This is a genomic window from Ruminococcus sp. J1101004sp1_RTP21198st1_B9_RTP21198_201120, assembly GCF_040924245.1.
GTDB classification, from domain to species: domain Bacteria; phylum Bacillota; class Clostridia; order Lachnospirales; family Lachnospiraceae; genus Blautia_A; species Blautia_A faecis.
On sequence record NZ_JBCOMI010000015.1, the window covers coordinates 21,542 to 38,502 of the forward strand.

General features: G+C 41.0%; 12 protein-coding genes and 1 tRNA gene. 2 read left to right on the plus strand and 11 right to left on the minus strand.

The features are described from left to right. Positions 1-75 precede the first annotated feature (75 nt). Positions 76-915: a DegV family protein gene (locus AB5618_RS11605; protein WP_148462749.1), complete on the minus strand. Its 840-nt coding sequence runs from the start codon at positions 913-915 to the stop codon at positions 76-78. Positions 916-1,178: 263 nt separating this feature from the next. Between AB5618_RS11605 and AB5618_RS11610 the strand changes: the two genes are divergently transcribed. Next, positions 1,179-1,682, plus strand: a complete 504-nt coding sequence (locus AB5618_RS11610) for a DUF5721 family protein (RefSeq protein ID WP_148462750.1) — start codon at positions 1,179-1,181, stop codon at positions 1,680-1,682. A 5-nt stretch (positions 1,683-1,687) separates the two neighbouring features. Here the strand turns inward: AB5618_RS11610 and AB5618_RS11615 are convergent, their stop codons facing one another. The 6 genes from AB5618_RS11615 to AB5618_RS11640 all read right to left on the minus strand — a co-directional run bounded on the left by AB5618_RS11615 (position 1,688) and on the right by AB5618_RS11640 (position 9,318). After that, positions 1,688-2,077 (minus strand): sporulation initiation factor Spo0A C-terminal domain-containing protein, encoded by a 390-nt coding sequence (locus tag AB5618_RS11615; RefSeq protein WP_148462751.1) that lies wholly within the window; start codon positions 2,075-2,077, stop codon positions 1,688-1,690. Between the two features lie 268 nt (positions 2,078-2,345). After that, positions 2,346-4,412, minus strand: coding sequence for a molecular chaperone HtpG (htpG, locus tag AB5618_RS11620; RefSeq protein ID WP_148462752.1), 2,067 nt, complete (start codon positions 4,410-4,412; stop codon positions 2,346-2,348). A gap of 343 nt (positions 4,413-4,755) precedes the next feature. After that, positions 4,756-7,221: a hypothetical protein gene (locus AB5618_RS11625; protein ID WP_368366769.1), complete on the minus strand. Its 2,466-nt coding sequence runs from the start codon at positions 7,219-7,221 to the stop codon at positions 4,756-4,758. Between the two features lie 503 nt (positions 7,222-7,724). Then, complete coding sequence (locus AB5618_RS11630; protein WP_118579061.1) at positions 7,725-7,982, minus strand: glyoxalase; 258 nt, start codon at positions 7,980-7,982, stop codon at positions 7,725-7,727. A gap of 68 nt (positions 7,983-8,050) precedes the next feature. After that, positions 8,051-8,719 (minus strand): HAD family hydrolase, encoded by a 669-nt coding sequence (locus AB5618_RS11635; RefSeq protein WP_118579064.1) that lies wholly within the window; start codon positions 8,717-8,719, stop codon positions 8,051-8,053. After that, complete coding sequence (locus AB5618_RS11640) at positions 8,716-9,318, minus strand: nucleoside triphosphate pyrophosphatase (RefSeq protein ID WP_368366770.1); 603 nt, start codon at positions 9,316-9,318, stop codon at positions 8,716-8,718. The genes AB5618_RS11635 and AB5618_RS11640 overlap by 4 nt, the downstream gene beginning before the upstream one ends. Before the next feature lie 152 nt (positions 9,319-9,470). Here AB5618_RS11640 and AB5618_RS11645 point away from each other — a divergent pair, with 152 nt between their 5' ends. After that, positions 9,471-9,902 carry a hypothetical protein gene (locus AB5618_RS11645; RefSeq protein ID WP_118579070.1) on the plus strand — a complete coding sequence of 144 codons (432 nt, stop codon included), beginning with the start codon at positions 9,471-9,473 and terminating at the stop codon, positions 9,900-9,902. Between the two features lie 168 nt (positions 9,903-10,070). Here AB5618_RS11645 and AB5618_RS11650 read toward each other — a convergent pair whose 3' ends face one another. The 4 genes from AB5618_RS11650 to AB5618_RS11665 form a co-directional block, all read right to left on the minus strand. After that, entirely contained in the window at positions 10,071-11,738 is a 1,668-nt protein-coding gene (locus AB5618_RS11650; RefSeq protein WP_118579073.1) for a glutamine--tRNA ligase/YqeY domain fusion protein, read from the minus strand. A 254-nt stretch (positions 11,739-11,992) separates the two neighbouring features. Next, a tRNA-Thr gene (locus tag AB5618_RS11655) sits at positions 11,993-12,065 on the minus strand. A gap of 166 nt (positions 12,066-12,231) precedes the next feature. Beyond that, positions 12,232-16,329: a SpaA isopeptide-forming pilin-related protein gene (locus tag AB5618_RS11660; RefSeq protein WP_368366771.1), complete on the minus strand. Its 4,098-nt coding sequence runs from the start codon at positions 16,327-16,329 to the stop codon at positions 12,232-12,234. After that, positions 16,326-16,961, minus strand: coding sequence for a hypothetical protein (locus tag AB5618_RS11665; RefSeq protein ID WP_148462756.1), 636 nt, complete (start codon positions 16,959-16,961; stop codon positions 16,326-16,328). Before AB5618_RS11665 ends, AB5618_RS11660 begins: the two co-directional genes overlap by 4 nt.

Below are 16,961 nucleotides of genomic sequence, written 5' to 3' on the forward strand. Positions count from 1 at the left end.
CGACTGACGACAACACAGCAGATGAAAAATCAGACAAGTCAATATGGCAGTTACTTAATATTCGATGTACTAGCATCAGACAGCTACAATAATTCCACCATCATTTGCATACATACTGCTGACACCAGCTGTGTCAAGAACCACAATGTCAGACAGCTTCATTTTCTCCTGGATGGCTTCTTTAAGCATATTTGCTTTCTTCGGGCTGTTGCAGTGGGAAATGGCAAGAATTTTGTTCTCACTGTTTTCTGTCACTTCCACAATTTTATCCACCATTTTCACAAGCGCCTTATTCATGCCTCGTGCCTGATCCAGCTGGCAGATCGTCCCCTCCGGAGTAGATCCCATGATCGGTTTGATCTTAAGGGCTGTTGCCACAAGCGCTTTCACACGGCTGAGGCGGCCATTTTTACGTAAGGTTTCCAGATTCTCCAGCACAAAAAAAGTGTGCTGTTCTTCAATATATTTATTCACAACGCTGACAACATCCTCAAACGGAAGGCCGGCATCTTCGCACTGTGCAATTTTCATTGCAATCAAAGTCTGCCCTATAGAAGCAGAACAGGAATTGAAAACATGAATCTGAACGCCTTTCTTCTCCTCATGAAGAAAACTTGCTCCGAGCACTGCACTGTTATAGGAACCACTGAGTTCAGCGGAAAGAGTAACGCAATATATATGTTCAGCTTCGCAGTCAAATGCCTTTCTGTAGCTCTCAGGCGACGGGCAGGCTGATTTCGGACATTCCGGGCAGGCAGCAACTTTCTGTAAAAAATCTGCCTGGTTAAATGTCTCGTCATCTATTATATTCTCACTTCCAACAGTCAGTGTAAGCGGTACGGAAGCAAATCTTTCATCCTGTTTCCACTGCTCCAGAAGTTCTCCACAGCTATCTATCACAATTTTATAACTCAATTATATCGTCCTCTTTTCCGTAATATGTAGTTTTAAATACCACATCTATATTAACACATTACTATGTGTTTGAAAAGAGTTTTTTCTTCCATTTCCCCCAAAATTGCTTTATAATGTTACTGTTCACTGGTAACATTCCGCGAGGTGTTTTTTGTGAACAAAGTTCACAGAAAACCCGTGAATAATAAATAACACTATTGACAACTGATTTTCATGTATTGATGTCGTCGACAGGCGACATGCCCTTTAGAAAGGAGGTCCCTATGCTCGCTTTAAAAATCACTGACCAGAAAAATTTTACCAATAAGCTTTTTCTTGGAGATACCTTCGATCTCTTTTGGCTGAACCAGGCGGAGATTATTACCAGCAATGTTTTTTCCATTGACGGCAAACTCCAAACTGATTTTTTCGATAATGACGAGCAGGAATTTTTAGCTTCCAGCCACCGTACGTTCTCTCTCTGGAAAGAAGTAAAACCATTTTGTTATTCTGTTATCCGTGGAAAAAAAGCGCCTCTTTCTTTCAAAATCGTGCTTCAGTTTTCTCCGAACAAGACCGCTGCATTATTGCAGAATTCTGCATTTTCAATTTCTCCCGAAATGATAACAGGTCTGTATCTGAATCTCCAATATAAGAATAAGACCTTGCTTTGTATTACCGGCACATCTATGAAAACCTTTCTTCCCGGTAAAGAACTGGACCACCTTTGGGAGCAATATGTGATGGATTTTTTTCATCGCAACGGATTATCCGTAGAAGAAGTTTGATCCTGTCAGAATAGGTTCTCCATTATTTTTCCAATAGAACTATTCTGGCATTCCACGTCTGGAACCTTGCTTTCTTTTTCATCTCCCAGATAAAAGGCGATCATATCTACAAATTCACTGTTGGTAGGTCTGTATTCCAGAGGATATCCGGCAATCTCTTCCAATCTTTCCCGATGATTTTCCCAACATACATTTACAATTGTACGAATATCATGCTCAATATTAGATGGCTTGGATTTAAATTTCTTTGCAAGCCTTGGATAAATATCTTTCGTGATCTTCATTGGTCTTTCCTGAAATTCCATTGTCATGCGTATGGCTTCCGCCACAAAATAATATCCTTTATATTTCGATGTCGCACCAAGTTTGCGTATCGTGCCGTATACCTCTCTCATTTTTGTCCCTCCCACAATAAGTTATACTTCTGATTCTGCATCTGCAGTCAGCCCTTGATTTGCCTCTACATATAATACGAGTTAAATTTGCCTTTTTTAGCATTTCGAGACAAAAATTAAGAGAATTGTAATATTTTTTAGGAATTTCGAGATAAAATCTATAGAAAAAACAGAATAACAGGATAAACTTTTCCAATTTTTTCATATAAAAAGGACAGGCGTCCTAAATGCAATACTCATTTAAACGTCTGTCCCATTTTGTCATAACTTATTTTGTCAGCATAAGCAGAATTTCATTGCTTCTCTGAACAAATCTGGTCATCTCTTCCGGTGAAAGCTGTTTATGGCTCAGCATGGCAAGATCATACAGTTCCTCGCAAATAACCGGGGTCTTCTCAGAATCCTTGTTATCTGCTACAAACTGAACCAGCGGATGTTTCGCATTCAGAACCAGAGTTTCCTGACCGCCAAACATAGATGGATCCATGCCGTACATATTGTACATCTTCATCATATCCTGCATACGGCGGCTTTCTTCAGAAAGGGTCATCATAGCAGCAACTTTTTCATTTTTCAGATTCTCAACCTTCACTTCCAGTTTGTCATTCTTCAATGCTCCTCTGAATACTTCTGTAAGAGTCTTAGAAGTTTCCTCGTCAGCAGCTTCCGCTCCACGCAGTTCTTCTGTAAGATCTGCATCAATTCTCTTAAACTGGATAGTCTGATCCTTCTGCTCCAGATGGGAAATAAAAGCGCTGTCAATATTGTGTTTCAGAATAACAGCATCCTTCTTTGCCTCACGGAACATGTTAATATACTGACTCTGCTGAACCTCATCTGTTACATAGAAGATAGTAGTCTTCTCAGGCTCTTTCTCGTCTTTCGCGCCGTCCTCTTTCTTCTCTTCTGTGGATTCAACAGTCTCTTCTGTCTTAGTCTCAGCTTCTGGTTTCCTGTTCTCTTCGATGCAATCTTTCAGAGTCAGATATTTGCCATCAATGTTCTTGAAGAGGATATAATCATTCATCTTATCTGAGAACTTACTGTCCTTAATGCAGCCATATTTGATAAATGGACTGATATCATCCCAGTATTTCTCGTAGGACTCACGGTCTGTTTTACACATTCCGGTAAGCTTGTCCGCTACTTTCTTTGTAATATACTCGGAAATCTTCTTCACGAAGCCATCGTTCTGCAGTGCGGATCTGGATACATTCAGTGGAAGATCCGGACAATCAATTACACCTTTCAGAAGAAGCAGAAATTCTGGAATTACTTCCTTGATGTTATCTGCGATAAATACCTGGTTATTGTACAGTTTGATCGTACCTTCAATGGAATCATATTCTGTATTGATCTTCGGGAAGTACAGAATACCTTTCAGGTTAAACGGATAGTCCATGTTCAAATGAATCCAGAACAAAGGCTCCTTATAATCCATAAAGACTTTACGGTAAAACTCTTTATATTCCTCATCTGTACAACTGTTTGGATGTTTCATCCACAATGGCTCCGGATCACTTAAAGATACCGGACGTTTGTTGATTTTTACTTTATCTTTCGCAGGAGATACTTCTACGACTTCTTTCTCACCTTTGTCGTTCTCTTTCTCCTCAGTCTTGGCCTCCTCGTGGATACGCTCTACAATTACATCATCATCACGAAGCTCAGCCTCATCAATGGTCTCATACTCCTGCGGTGCATTTTCCTTAGACAGATAGATATTTACCGGCATGAAAGAACAATATTTCTCAATAATCTCTCTCATACGATATTCGTTGGAAAATTCTGTACTCTCATCATTTAAAAACAGAGTAATTTCAGTACCAACTGTAGTCTTATTGCCTTCCTGCATATCATACTCTGTACCACCATCACAGGTCCAATGTACTGGAGCAGCGCCCTCTTTATAAGAAAGAGTATCAATATGAACTTCATCTGCTACCATAAATGCTGAATAAAAGCCAAGTCCAAAATGACCGATGATCTGATCATCCGTGGTCTTATCTTTATATTTGGAAAGAAACTCAGTAGCTCCTGAAAAAGCAATCTGTGTAATATACTCTTCCACTTCATCGGCCGTCATACCAAGACCTGTATCAATAAACTTCAAAGTCTTCTCTTCCGGATTCACAATAACTTGTACTTCAGCTTTGTAATCATCCGGAAGTGTGTATTCACCCATAACATCAAGTTTCTTAAGCTTCGTAATTGCATCACAACCATTGGAGATTAACTCTCTTGCAAAAATGTCGTGATCAGAATATAACCATTTCTTTATAATTGGAAAAATATTTTCACTGTTAATTGATAAACTACCATGCTTCTCAGCCATGCAGCTCACTCTCCTTTGTCTTCTTAATTATACAAACTATAGTAATACCAAACTGACTAAAAGTCAAGGAAAATTTAGCACTCATTTTAATTGAGTGCTAGTAATATTGCTGTTCACTGGTAACATTCCGCGAGGTGTTTTTTGTGAACAAAGTTCACAGAAAACCCGAGAATCTCAGCGCGAAATCATGCGAATGCATGATTTCTGTGCATCGCGAAGCGTGTTACTGGTCACGGAGTGAACAGTAACCTAGTAATTATTATTAAAAGAAGGGAGACCATTTCTGGTCTCCCTCATTCGTTCTGCTCTCATTCACAATTACTGTTTATTTGAGAATCCACTATTATTTTTTCTTATTGCGGTAAACAAGAATTCCTGCAATTAAGACAATCGCAACGATCAGAATAATTACAAATGGGAGGATTGGAGTATTATCCCCGGTCTTTACTGCATTCTTCTGATTTGCATCTGTTTTGTCTGCAGCCGGTGTCAGAGTCTGATTCGGTGCAGCATTTACAGTGAAATTAACCTGCTTGGTATCCTGTGTTCCAGTGTTTACCCAGTTGCTTCCATCAAACTGCTGCTGATTATATGTGACAGTCAAAGTATAATTTCCATTCTTGCCCATGCGGAAAGTTGCAGAATATGGTGCGCCGTCCCAGCTTCTTGCCTCAAGGACCTCCCAGTTCAGCGGCTGATATCTTACATCTCCCTTAATCGGATTTTCAATATCCATACCTGCGCCAACTGCAGTGAAAGTAATCTTGGTCTCTGTAGTATAGTTTCCATCGGAGCTGATTCCTGTGATACTGTTATTCCCTGCATCAGATACAATCGATCCACGGCTTGCAGTGACATTAACAGATACTACAAGGCTCAGGTTATCCGGATTTGTAACACCGTCTGGAAGAGCAACAGTACCTTTCACAGAGAACTTCTGTGCTTCTGTACTGTTCTGATTATATGCACTGCCCTTTACATCCCATTTTACAGAGGCATTCATATCGCCCTTGTTTGTAGTAATCTTAACAGTAGATGGAAGCTGCAGTCCAGCTGCTGACTTCTCAACCCCGTTTGCCAGACTGATATCAGATACTTTGCCTACAGCTGTAAGCTTGGCAGCAGCTTCTGTTACTGTAAAGCTTACTGGAATATTCAGGTAATCTGTCTGATCTGTCTTAATGGAAACAGTCTGTGTATAGGTTCCTGCTGCCAATCCAACTGCCGGTGCAACAGTAAAAGATACAGACTGGTTTGCATTTGCCTCTAATTCTGAAGCAGACGGAGCACTTACTGTAAATTCGTTTCCGCTTACACTTACAGCAATACCGGTTAATTTCACATTTCCAGTATTGGATACATTGATTGTAACTGCAGCCGGTGCTTCTTTGTAACCAGCTTCTTTACTGTCGAATTTCACTTCGGAAATGTCGGTAGTAAATGAAGGAGCTGGAGTAATCTCCGGAGTCATTTCCGGGGTGACTTCTGGTGTTACTTCCGGAGTTACCTCTGGGGTGACTTCTGGTGTCACTTCTGGAGTTACCTCTGGGGTGACTTCTGGTGTCACTTCTGGGGTGACTTCTGGTGTCACTTCTGGAGTTACCTCTGGTGTCACTTCCGGGGTGGTTTCCGGTGTAGCTGGTTTCTCTGCTGGCTGCTGATCTGTATTCGTATCATCCTGCTTCTGCTCAGCTACTGTAAGCTTTGCAATAAAGGAAACCTTTACACCTTCCTCTGTTTCATAAGTGATCGTATCACTGTATTCTCCAACAGCTGTACCTTCTCTTGGCATAACCCATGCATCAACTGATTCTCCAGCCGCAAGAGAACCCAGATCCTTTACCATAAAATGTTCCGGACTGATTTCTTTGAAATTAAGAGTGCTGTTGCCAGTATTCTTAACAGTTACATTCTTAGTCATGGAAGAGTTTGCATTTTCCTGTGTGAAGCCTGCATTTACGGTTCCAAAATCAAGTACTGCAGTACCATCTTCTGCAGTATTTTCTGCAACAATTTCTGCTGTATACACAGGTTCCTGCTGGGCAGGGGATTCAGCTGAAGCTCCCTGATTTGCATCCTCAGCCTGTCCATTCTCAGGAACTTCCAGATAGCCTTCTGTTCCAATGTTAATCACACTGTCATCTGTAGTGATCTCAGACTGGGAATTGTCAGCAGAATTCTCTGTGTCCTGTCCATCTGCCGGCTGCATAACATCAGCGGAAGAATCAGTTGGTTCATCAGCACCAATGTCAATTACTTCCTCGGTTTGTGTATCTTCTGCTACATCCTGAGCCGGCTGTGTGTTCTCATCTGTCTGGGAACCTTCCGCAGGTGTATCCTCTGCTGCATTTTCCTGAACAGGAGCTTCCTCTGCCGGTGCAGCCTCCTGCCCTTCCTCTGGAAGCTCGGTTGCCTCTTCCGGAGCCTCTTCCGGTGTAGCCACAATTTCAATTGTATTTACTTTCAGTTCTCCGGTTATGCCCATTTCGGTCTTTCCGGTAATTTTCAGCTCGATCTTATTTCCAAGATCTTCATCAACAAGCTTATAGGTCTTCTCAGTGCCTACTTCAGTGAGCTGATCTCCAACTTTTCTTGACCAGCTGAACGTTACATAATCGTCTGTAAGTCCTTCCGGTGTAACCTTTTCATAATCGGCGCTAAGCTCAGAGCCTACAGCTGCAGTTCCCTTAATCTTAAGCTGACCTCCAAGTTCTCCCTCTGGTGCTGCTGCCGCAAATACCAGAGACGGAAGCAATGAAAGCATCATAAGAAAAGTCATAATCATTGCTATAATTTTCCTAGGTCTCATATGCCATCCTCCTTTACATTCCCCTTTTAGGCTGACCTGTAACATTATTGTAACATATTTTAAACATTTTCACAAGCACTTTTATTTTATTGTAATTCTTACAGTGCATGTGACAGTGCTACTGTTCGCTCCGCGCACCGCAACCACTTCGCGCTGCACAGGAATCATGCATCCGCATGATTCCGTGCCTAGATTCTCGGGTTTTCTGTGAACTTTGTTTACAAAAACACCTCGCGGAACATTGCCAGTGAACCATAACGCGATAGTTGCTGGCCACTTCTTTCTCCGGAAAACATCCTATGGGATGTATCTTCTCTTCTGAACAGTAACACATTATGTTCTCTTGTTTAGTGTCATTATAGCAACCTGATTTTATACTTATGTAATATGAATTTATCCGATAACTGTTCGGAATTCCAACCGGACATACTGCCTTTTCGCCAGTTTCATCACCTTATGTGAAAGTCAGTTACTCTGCAGCTGCAAACCTCTGCTTCAAAAGATCATCCCTCCACAATCAGATATTTTCCATCTGGAAGGGCAAATACTTCACTTGCTTCTTCTAATTCTTCATTACTCATGCCATCCACATCTGCACCCATTCCAGACAGATATTTTCGCACTTCGTCAATAGAATCTGCAACTACAGCCATGCAATCCTCCAGGAATTCCTCTGCTTCTTCGTAAGTTTCTGCAACCGGTTCATCAAAAAGCTGCTCCTGTTTTTCCAAAAATGTCTGAATACACTCCTCTGTATACATTTTTCCGACCTCCTGTTTTATAATAAAAGTTATAACTGTTTAGAGCATGCTGAATAATTATCAAAATTTTACTCTTCGCATTTTTCCTCATATAAATCAAGAATATCCTCTGGAGAATCCACAAGATAGTCCGCTCCATTTTTCAGCAGTTCTTCTTTTTCCCTGTATCCCCACAGAACACCTACCGTGTACATCCCGGCTGCTTTTCCAGTTTGCATGTCTGTTCCGGAGTCTCCCAGATACATACACTCTTCTGGCTTAATTCCAAACTGCTCCGCGATTTTAAGCGGACCATCCGGTGCTGGTTTCTTTCTTACAGAATCACTCTGTCCCATAACTGCATCAAAAATCTGAGACCCAAACATTCTTTCTACCACTTTCACGGCTGCTTCATGTGGTTTATTTGAGCACACCCCCAGCTTCACGCCTCTTTTTTTCAACTCTTTTAAGGTTTCCGGCATTCCCGGATAATGCTGTATTTTGTAAAATGGGTCTTTATCAAATTCTTTTCTATATAACGCTCTTGCTTCCTCATAGTGCAGCAATTCCGGATCTCCTGCATCGACCAGAAGTCTTTTCACCAGCATGTCAGCACCGTTTCCGCAATAATATCTGTAATTTTCTATAGGCATTGGTTTCAAACCGTATTTTCTTACAACTTCATTTCCTACAACAGCCATGGAATCCAATGTGTAGGCTAAAGTTCCGTCCAGATCAAAAATACATGCTTTTATCATTTTCTCATTCCCCTTATATTGATTTTCATTTTCTTAAGTTCATAAACCAGTCTTCCTACAGGAAGCCCAACCACATTATTGTAGTCTCCGCAGATTCCTTTTACGTAAATTCCAAATTTCCCCTGGATTCCATAGCTTCCTGCTTTATCCATAGGCTCCCCTGTTTTTATATATTCCAAAAGCTCTTCCCTGGAAACAGGATAAAATTCAACATCGGTCCTTTCACTGAAAGTATAAGGCTTCCAGATACCCTGTTCTTTTACAAGAAGGGTTACACCGGTATAGACCTGATGGGATTTCCCCTGAAGTTTTAACAATGTATCTAATGCATCTTCTTCATCTGACGGCTTTCCAAGAATCTTTCCTTCAAATGCAACTACGGTATCCGCACCAATGATCAGACAAGGTTCACTTTCATTTTCAAGTCTGTCTGCAACCGATATTGCTTTATCCTGCGAAAGTTTTTCCACCGTTTCCGCTGGATCTGTCAGGTTGGTTTTCTCTTCCCCATTGCTTACAACCACAGAAAAATCCACACCGATTCTTGCAAGCAGTTCCTTTCTTCGTGGGGACCCCGAAGCTAAAACAATTTTCTCCATAATCTCTCCTTTTCTGTCTTAACAGTATAACCCTCCATTTATATGGGTGCAACGATTTTTTTCTTTTCTTTTTGCGTAAAAAGTATTACAATATAGACAACTCCATTAAGCTTTGTTTAGACAGATGGAAAATACCGAAAGGAGCAGACAATATGGCTAAGATTAACAAATATTGGGGAATGGTTGCACTCGGAGCAGCAACAGCAGCAGTAGCCGGTGCCGTAGCAGCAGCTTTTGCCAAAAGACATGCTTTGGAAGAGGCAGCTGACCTTGAAGATGATTTTGAAGATGAGCAGGAAGATGACGAGCAGCCTGAAGCAAAGGATGTCCACGAAGATTTCGTAACCTGGGAAGCTACTTCCGAAGATGAAAAAGATGATGAAACCGAAGGCTCTGAGGAGCCTGATTCACAAGAAAGTTCAGAGGATACAGAAGAGGATTCTGCTGAAAATGCAGAAGAGCAGGATAATACTATAGCCGATGCTCTTGAAAAAGCAGCGAAAGATGAAGATAAATTCGAGGAAGAACTTGCTGAAGCTGAGAAAGAGCAGGACGAAGAAGAAGCTTCTATCCACATTGATTAATTGCAGGTAAATTCATAATTATTCCACATTTTACAAATAGTGACAATCAGGCTTGCCACTTTCGTTGACAGTATTTAGATTTCACTTTGCAAGAAGAAGTTCCAACAGAATTTTCTATTGCAAAAACCCCCACGGCAATTTGAATATAATTTTCCGTGGGGGTTTCTTTTACGCTTTTGGAAGTTTAAATGAACTCTTAAGAGAAACAATACGGTTAAATACCGGTGCCCCTTCTTTGGAATCATGAATGTCTGCACAATAAAAGCCATTTCTTACAAACTGGTAACTATCCAGTCCTTTGGCTTTCAGAAGCTCTGGTTCAACATAAGCAGACATCTCTATAAGAGAATTCGGGTTCAGATTCAGTTCTCCTGTCTCTTTATCATAAACACCCTTTTCCTCATCTACGATATTCTCATAAAGACGTACCGGAACCTTACCTGCATTTGACGCTTCAACCCAGTGAATGGTTCCTTTTACTTTACGTCCGTCAGGTGCATTTCCGCCCTTTGTTTCCGGATCATAAGTACAATGTACAGCAGTAACTGTTCCATCATCCAATGCCTCGAAACCTGTGCATGTAACAAAATATGCATTCATAAGACGAACTTCCGTACCAAGGAAAAGTCGTTTGTATTTCTTTGGAGGATCGATCATAAAGTCTTCTCTTTCAATATAAAGTTCCTTTCCAAATGGAACCTTTCTGCTACCAAGGGCTTCATTTTCCATATTGTTCGGAGCATCCAGATATTCCACCTGTCCTTCCGGATAATTGTCAATGATCAGTTTGATCGGATCAAGGACTGCCATATAGCGAGGAGCCTTTAATTTCAGATCCTCACGGATACAGTACTCGAGCATTGCATAGTCTACTGAGCTGTCAGCTTTGGATACACCACAAAGTTCCACAAACTTCTGAATAGATTCAGGTGTGTAACCACGGCGACGTAAACCGGAAATAGATACCAGTCTGGGATCATCCCATCCGTCAACAATTCCATTTTCTACCAGCTTCTTAATATAACGCTTACCTGTTACTACATTCGTCAGATACAGCTTTGCAAACTCAATCTGCTTCGGAGGATGTGGATATTCCAGTTCTCTTACAACCCAGTCATATAATGGTCTGTGATCTTCAAATTCCAGAGTACAAATGGAATGTGTAATTCCCTCAATTGCATCCTCAATAGGATGAGCAAAATCATACATCGGGTAAATACACCAGGTATCTCCTGTTCTGTGATGGCTTACATGAGCTACACGATAGATAACCGGATCTCGCATGTTCATGTTTGGAGAAGCCATGTCAATCTTTGCTCTCAGAACTTTCTCACCATCAGCATATTTGCCTTCTTTCATCTCTTCAAAAAGCTGAAGATTCTCTTCTACAGTTCTGTTGCGATACGGACTCTCTTTGCCAGGCTCCTTTAAAGTTCCACGATATTCTCTGATCTGGTCCGCAGTTAAATCGCAGACATATGCCTTACCCTTTTTAATCAATTTTACTGCAGCTTCATACATCTGTCCGAAATAATCGGAAGCGAAGAACAGTCTGTCCTCCCAGTCAGCTCCCAGCCATTTGATATCGGCTTTAATGGACTCAACAAACTCAGATTTCTCCTTAGTCGGATTGGTATCATCAAAACGCATGTTGAATTTACCATTGTACTCTTTCGCCAGTCCGGCATTTAAAAGAATGGATTTGGCATGTCCTATATGAAGATAACCGTTTGGCTCTGGCGGAAAACGTGTATGAACGGTGTCATAAACTCCTTCTGCCAGGTCTTTATCAATGATATTCTCAATAAAATTTTTGGAAACCTTTTCGTTCTCCATGGTTCTTCCTCCTGATATCAACTCTTTTATAGCATAAATTCCAATATCTGTCAGAGCATGTTAAAAAATTTTCTTCAATATGTGTATCGGGAATAATTTCTCAAACATATTCTGTTCTTTGATGATTTATCTTATCATAAATAGGTGCATTTTAAAAGTTTTTCTTACAAAAATATTGATTTTTATCCCTATCTATGAGAATATATTAATTTATGCCACAAAAAAATCCCTGATATATAATCAGGGATTAAAAGAGCTGATGACGGGAATCGAACCCGTGACCTCCGCCTTACCAAGGCGACGCTCTACCGACTGAGCCACATCAGCACTCTCATATCCGGCATTTCTGCCGCTCACAGTTGATTATATTACCAGAAGGTTATCTTGTTGTCAACACTTATTTTCAAATTTTTTCAAAAAATATAAAATAATTAAAATTCTTTGCTGCAGCACCTGCCGCTGCAACCTGGCAGGTACTGCTATACTGCATTTTTCATTTTTCAGGAATGACAATATTCCGCACATAATCTGTATCTGTCAGTAAGCCATCTCCGCTTTTCTTGTTTGTAAAGGAAGCGGTCCCATTCTGATTTCCGGACAGATCAAACTGAACAGCATTTCCCTTTACAGTTCCATTTACTACCTGGTCAATTTTCTCCAGTTTATACCGCATAACTTTACTCTCCTGAACCTGGTATTTCCCTGCCGGAAGTGCGAATACAGCCCTTTTGCTTACATCTGCCCGGATGTCTGTGTTTTCTTTTGTAAATTCCACAGTTTTAGAGTAAATACGTTCTTCTCCATCCAGATCTGTTCCTTTCACCGTGAATGTAAAGGCCGGATTTCCCTGTCCCCAGACAATTTCATCTCCATGAAGAATTTTGTTTATTGTAAGAGTCACCATCTTCACATCTGTCATCTGGAACTTCTGAACTCCAGATGTACTTTTTACCGTACAAATCACCGGTTTTCCTTTTTTGTAACCGGAAGGAGCTGTTATTTCTGTAAGTACATATTCTCCGGCTGGCAGTTTATTAATCCTATGAGCAGTTTTCCCGGACGTCCAGGTGTCGATCACTTTTCCGCTTTTATCCGTCAACTGCATAACAGCTCCTGCAACAGCTTCACCAGTCACCTTATCCGTCTTTAAAAATTCCGCTTTTATATAACGGTTTTCAATTACCATTGTATAACCTTGCTCATTCTTTACCAATCCATTTGCATCCACAGTAAATTTATAAACTGTGTTATCTAAAACATATCCGGCAGGTACTGCTGTCTCCTGTATACAATATGTTGCAGGTGACAGCCCTTCCAATTTTATTAATCCGTTTTTGTTTGTTGTGTATGTTGTTCCCGCCGAATCTGCATTTGCACTGCTTTCCCATAAACGGAATTTTACGCCTTCAATAGGAGGACGATTTCCTCCTGCTTCTTCCGTTTCTGTTACTTTTTTGATGTACAGATGCATTTTCTGATTTCTGACAAGGATCGCTTTTTCAGGCTCTGTTTTGCTTAAATTCGCCTCAAATACCTGCCGGCTGATTGCATATCCCTCCGGTGGTCTTACCTCACTTACCTTATATTTTCCAAGATAAATATCTTTTGAAATGGCTGTTCCATTTCTATCCGTTACTATAGTATCTGCTACAGTCCCAGCTCTCAGCAAAATATTTCCAGAAGCAGAACGGATGTCCTCCAAAGCTGTGATCTGAAATTTTCCATTCTGCAGTGCCTTTCCTGTCTCATCCACTTTTCTTATAGTAATATGACCTTTTGGAACTTTTTCCTTTACAATCACCCTGGTCTTTTCTGTATTTTTTGATGTGGAAGAAGGTTCTCCTCCAATCCAGTTAAAAGTACTTGTAGCAATATTGTATATATGGGCTTCCAGTACATCCGGATTTTGATTTGCTACATAGTACTGCTGTAAGTCACTGTTACTCTTCAATCCAACAGTAAGTAAAAGACGCACGGATTTTCCATAACAGCGCTCTGGCAATTCTGCCACAGAAGACAAGGTAATCGAATTTCCAGCAACATTCAGACTCCAATCTCCGCGTACACTGTCAGAAGCGCCAAATGAAGCTTCTACTGTCTGATCAAGATATATCTGAACCCCTTTCAGTTCAAAACAGTCTGCCAAAGTATCCTGGATTTTAAATTTGGAAATTTTCCATTCTCTTTTATTGGAAGGAATTTCCTGAACAATTTCAAACACACTTTCAAAATCTCTGCCATTATACTCTGCAGTAACTATTCTCTGATTTTCCCTTAGAATCCATTTTTGAGGATTCTTTGGTTCGGTTCTGTTTACGCTTGCCCTATCTGCAACATTGTTCGAGGTAATTGTTACAGCCTGCGAGTCTCCTTTATGCTGTGTCGTAACAGTAAAATGATTGCTGGTCACATAAGAAGCTACAGTTCCGTTATAAGTACAGGAAATCTCTCCTGGTACCATTCTGGCGTTAAAAATCACATCATAGGATTTCCCATAAAATCCTCTGTCACCAAGAGCAGCTTCTGTTGCCTTTAAGGTAATGTTCTTTCCATTTACAGATATCTGGAACCGTCCATCCACTCTGTTCTGCCCGTTTTCATAAACCTCCGCTGTTGCAGCTGTCAATTCTGCTCCCGCAGGCAATGTATCTGCAATTTCCATTCTGGTCATATACCCGCCAAATTCATTATCCGGCACATTTATATTCAGTTTATATTTATACTCACTGTCCGGACCTGGAAGAAGAAGGTCTTCTCTCCATACCCCATCCTGCAAATTGGCAGTATACTTCTTTACAGAAGCATTCACTACTTTGTTTTTATATCTTGTACAATCTGTAGTCACTTCATCTGACCAGGAAGTTCCTGCGAGCCCATTTATATGCTGACAGGTAATCGAAGCCTTATTTTTTACCTCATAACGGTAACTGTCACCACTGTAAACCGGTGTTATTTCAGTAGGATCCATTCTCACTTTTATCTGAAACTCATATGTTTTTCCATAAAAGTCCGCCTGTGACAATGCTGCCTGTGTAGCCTGAAAATTTATCACATCCCCATCTGTAGAAATACTAAACCATGAGGTTACATCATTCTCTGAAGGCAGCATCTTTACAGCTGCGTAACCAGCGAAATCGACTCCTGCCGGCAGGGTATCACTGACTTCGCAAGAGCTGTAATAATACGCTGAATGCTCTTCCGGGATATCTGTCTGCAAGGTATAATAAAATTCCGAGGTACTGTCAGACAAGGTGTTTGACGTTCCCTGGGAAGCCAGTGTATTTCCAGTCTTTTTTACAAGGCCAGGATACTCTACCGGACCATAGCCTTTCGCATCCCAGTTAAGTCCGGCAGACGTTTTACAGGTTCCAGTCTGTACATCAGCAAATACACTTTTGATCCTGCTTGCTGTTTCAATAGAATAAGCTCCGCAACCAGGCCGCAGAATTGCCAGATAGAAGCCGGATGAATTGTCCAGCTCATAAACAACTGTATTTTGCGGAATCTCTCCGTCAACGGCAGGTGCCGGTGCGGTAAGAACTTCAAAGTTTTTGGAAAATAAAGTTTTCTTCACTACATTTACTACAGAATCAGTTGTCGCATACCGGTGTCCTATAGAACCATTCTGAAGATTGATTCCAAATCTCTGGTACAAATCAATATCCAGCCATCGAAAACGATAGTTGCCTGCAACCGGAATATCTGTACCGCTTTTTACAATATCAATTTTGATTTCCTGTGCAGAGAGCTCATCCTTAAAGCTGATCCACAATTCATTTGAATTGCTGACACCAAACATAGGATAAATTCCCGTTATTTTATTTCCCTTGTAATCGTAGGTATAATCCTGATAATTATTACAGGTAAGAAGAAGGTCTACCTTCGTATTTGCTTCTTTATTGTATCCTACATGTGTAACACGAAAACCAAATTTTCCTTTTGCATTGTTATTAAGTGGAACAAAATACGGTCCCTCTACCATTGCTCCCTGCTTCATTCCTGAAATAACGTCATTTCCTGCATTGTTCCATGAATAAACCTGGGTATCCGCATTCCAGCCAAGTCTTGTATATTTGCTGCTGAAAAGCGTACTTCCATTTGCAACAGCGGTAAAACCGCCCTTTCCTTCTCTTACAGGAGTTCCTTCCTGTGCATAATTTTCCGGAGCAACATATGCATCAATCAAGTCATCTGTGCTGCCATCTTCAAGCACTTCCAGACCATCTTGAAAAAACATGGAATCCTCTCCTGAAGTTTCCATTTCCTCCAAAGAAGACAAAAATTCTCCATCCTCATTTGCAATCAGTCCACTCTGAAAAAATTTCTCCTCTTCTGAAACATTCCTGTCGGCTTCTGTACTGTCTGTTTCTGTACTATCTGTTTCTGCCCCATCCATTTCATCATGAGCAGGATTTTCTTCACATTCAGCTTCTTCAGGCGCTGTATTGTCTTGCATTACTTCCTGCGCTTCCGTTTCAGTTGACACCTTCTCATCTTCCTGTGCCCTTACTGCCCAGCCAGGATAGGAGAACGCTACAGGCACAGCCAGAGCCGCGGCCAATATAGTTTTTTTCAGATTTCTTTTTCTCATCCCCTCGCCTCCTTCTGGTCAATATCAGCCTGTTTCAAATATTCCTGATAGATTTCTTTCATGGTTTTGCTTCCATCCTGTTCCTGAATAACGCTGGCAATCACAGGTACATCATAGCTTACACTTGCATCCAATTCCCCCTCTAAATAGGAAACAGCAGCAAGTTTTCGAAATAGCGGTGTAGTGGATTCTCCTGGGTTTAAAACACTTTTATAGCCGTAAATATATTTTTTGTTTCCTGAGGTTTTCTCCTGATAAAGAAGAGTCCACTTCGTCTCGTCTGCCTGAAATGTAAACAATTCTCTGTTTTCTCTTATTGTTTTTCTGCCTGTACTGCCATCCAGAACAGCTATACTTCTCATAGGAACATTTACCTCCAGAAAAACATTTGCACTGTTTTCCCCTATATTTTTTACAACCGGATCTTTTTCCAGGATCTGACCGGGATAAACCTTTGACGCTTTTTGCGTATCCCAGTGGGCTTCTGTAAGCTGCGCCTTTACAGATCCTGCCGTAAAAACATTCTTTACTTCGCCGGCAGATTTGCTTAAATACGCAGCTGTTCCCCCGGCAAAAGACATAGTTCCGACAAGCAGCCCCATAACTGCCAAAAAGCTTCTTTTTTTCCTCAA

Excerpts from the sequence above, each read along its gene's own strand:
- AB5618_RS11625 (WP_368366769.1), bottom strand. The coding sequence starts at position 7,221 with ATGAGACCTAGGAAAATTATAGCAATGATTATGACTTTTCTTATGATG.
- AB5618_RS11640 (WP_368366770.1), bottom strand. The coding sequence starts at position 9,318 with ATGGAGAAAATTGTTTTAGCTTCGGGGTCCCCACGAAGAAAGGAACTG.
- AB5618_RS11615 (WP_148462751.1), bottom strand. The coding sequence starts at position 2,077 with ATGAGAGAGGTATACGGCACGATACGCAAACTTGGTGCGACATCGAAA.
- AB5618_RS11635 (WP_118579064.1), bottom strand. The coding sequence starts at position 8,719 with ATGATAAAAGCATGTATTTTTGATCTGGACGGAACTTTAGCCTACACA.
- AB5618_RS11650 (WP_118579073.1), bottom strand. The coding sequence starts at position 11,738 with ATGGAGAACGAAAAGGTTTCCAAAAATTTTATTGAGAATATCATTGAT.
- AB5618_RS11610 (WP_148462750.1), top strand. The coding sequence starts at position 1,179 with ATGCTCGCTTTAAAAATCACTGACCAGAAAAATTTTACCAATAAGCTT.
- AB5618_RS11645 (WP_118579070.1), top strand. The coding sequence starts at position 9,471 with ATGGCTAAGATTAACAAATATTGGGGAATGGTTGCACTCGGAGCAGCA.
- AB5618_RS11660 (WP_368366771.1), bottom strand. The coding sequence starts at position 16,329 with ATGAGAAAAAGAAATCTGAAAAAAACTATATTGGCCGCGGCTCTGGCT.
- AB5618_RS11630 (WP_118579061.1), bottom strand. The coding sequence starts at position 7,982 with ATGTATACAGAGGAGTGTATTCAGACATTTTTGGAAAAACAGGAGCAG.
- htpG (WP_148462752.1), bottom strand. The coding sequence starts at position 4,412 with ATGGCTGAGAAGCATGGTAGTTTATCAATTAACAGTGAAAATATTTTT.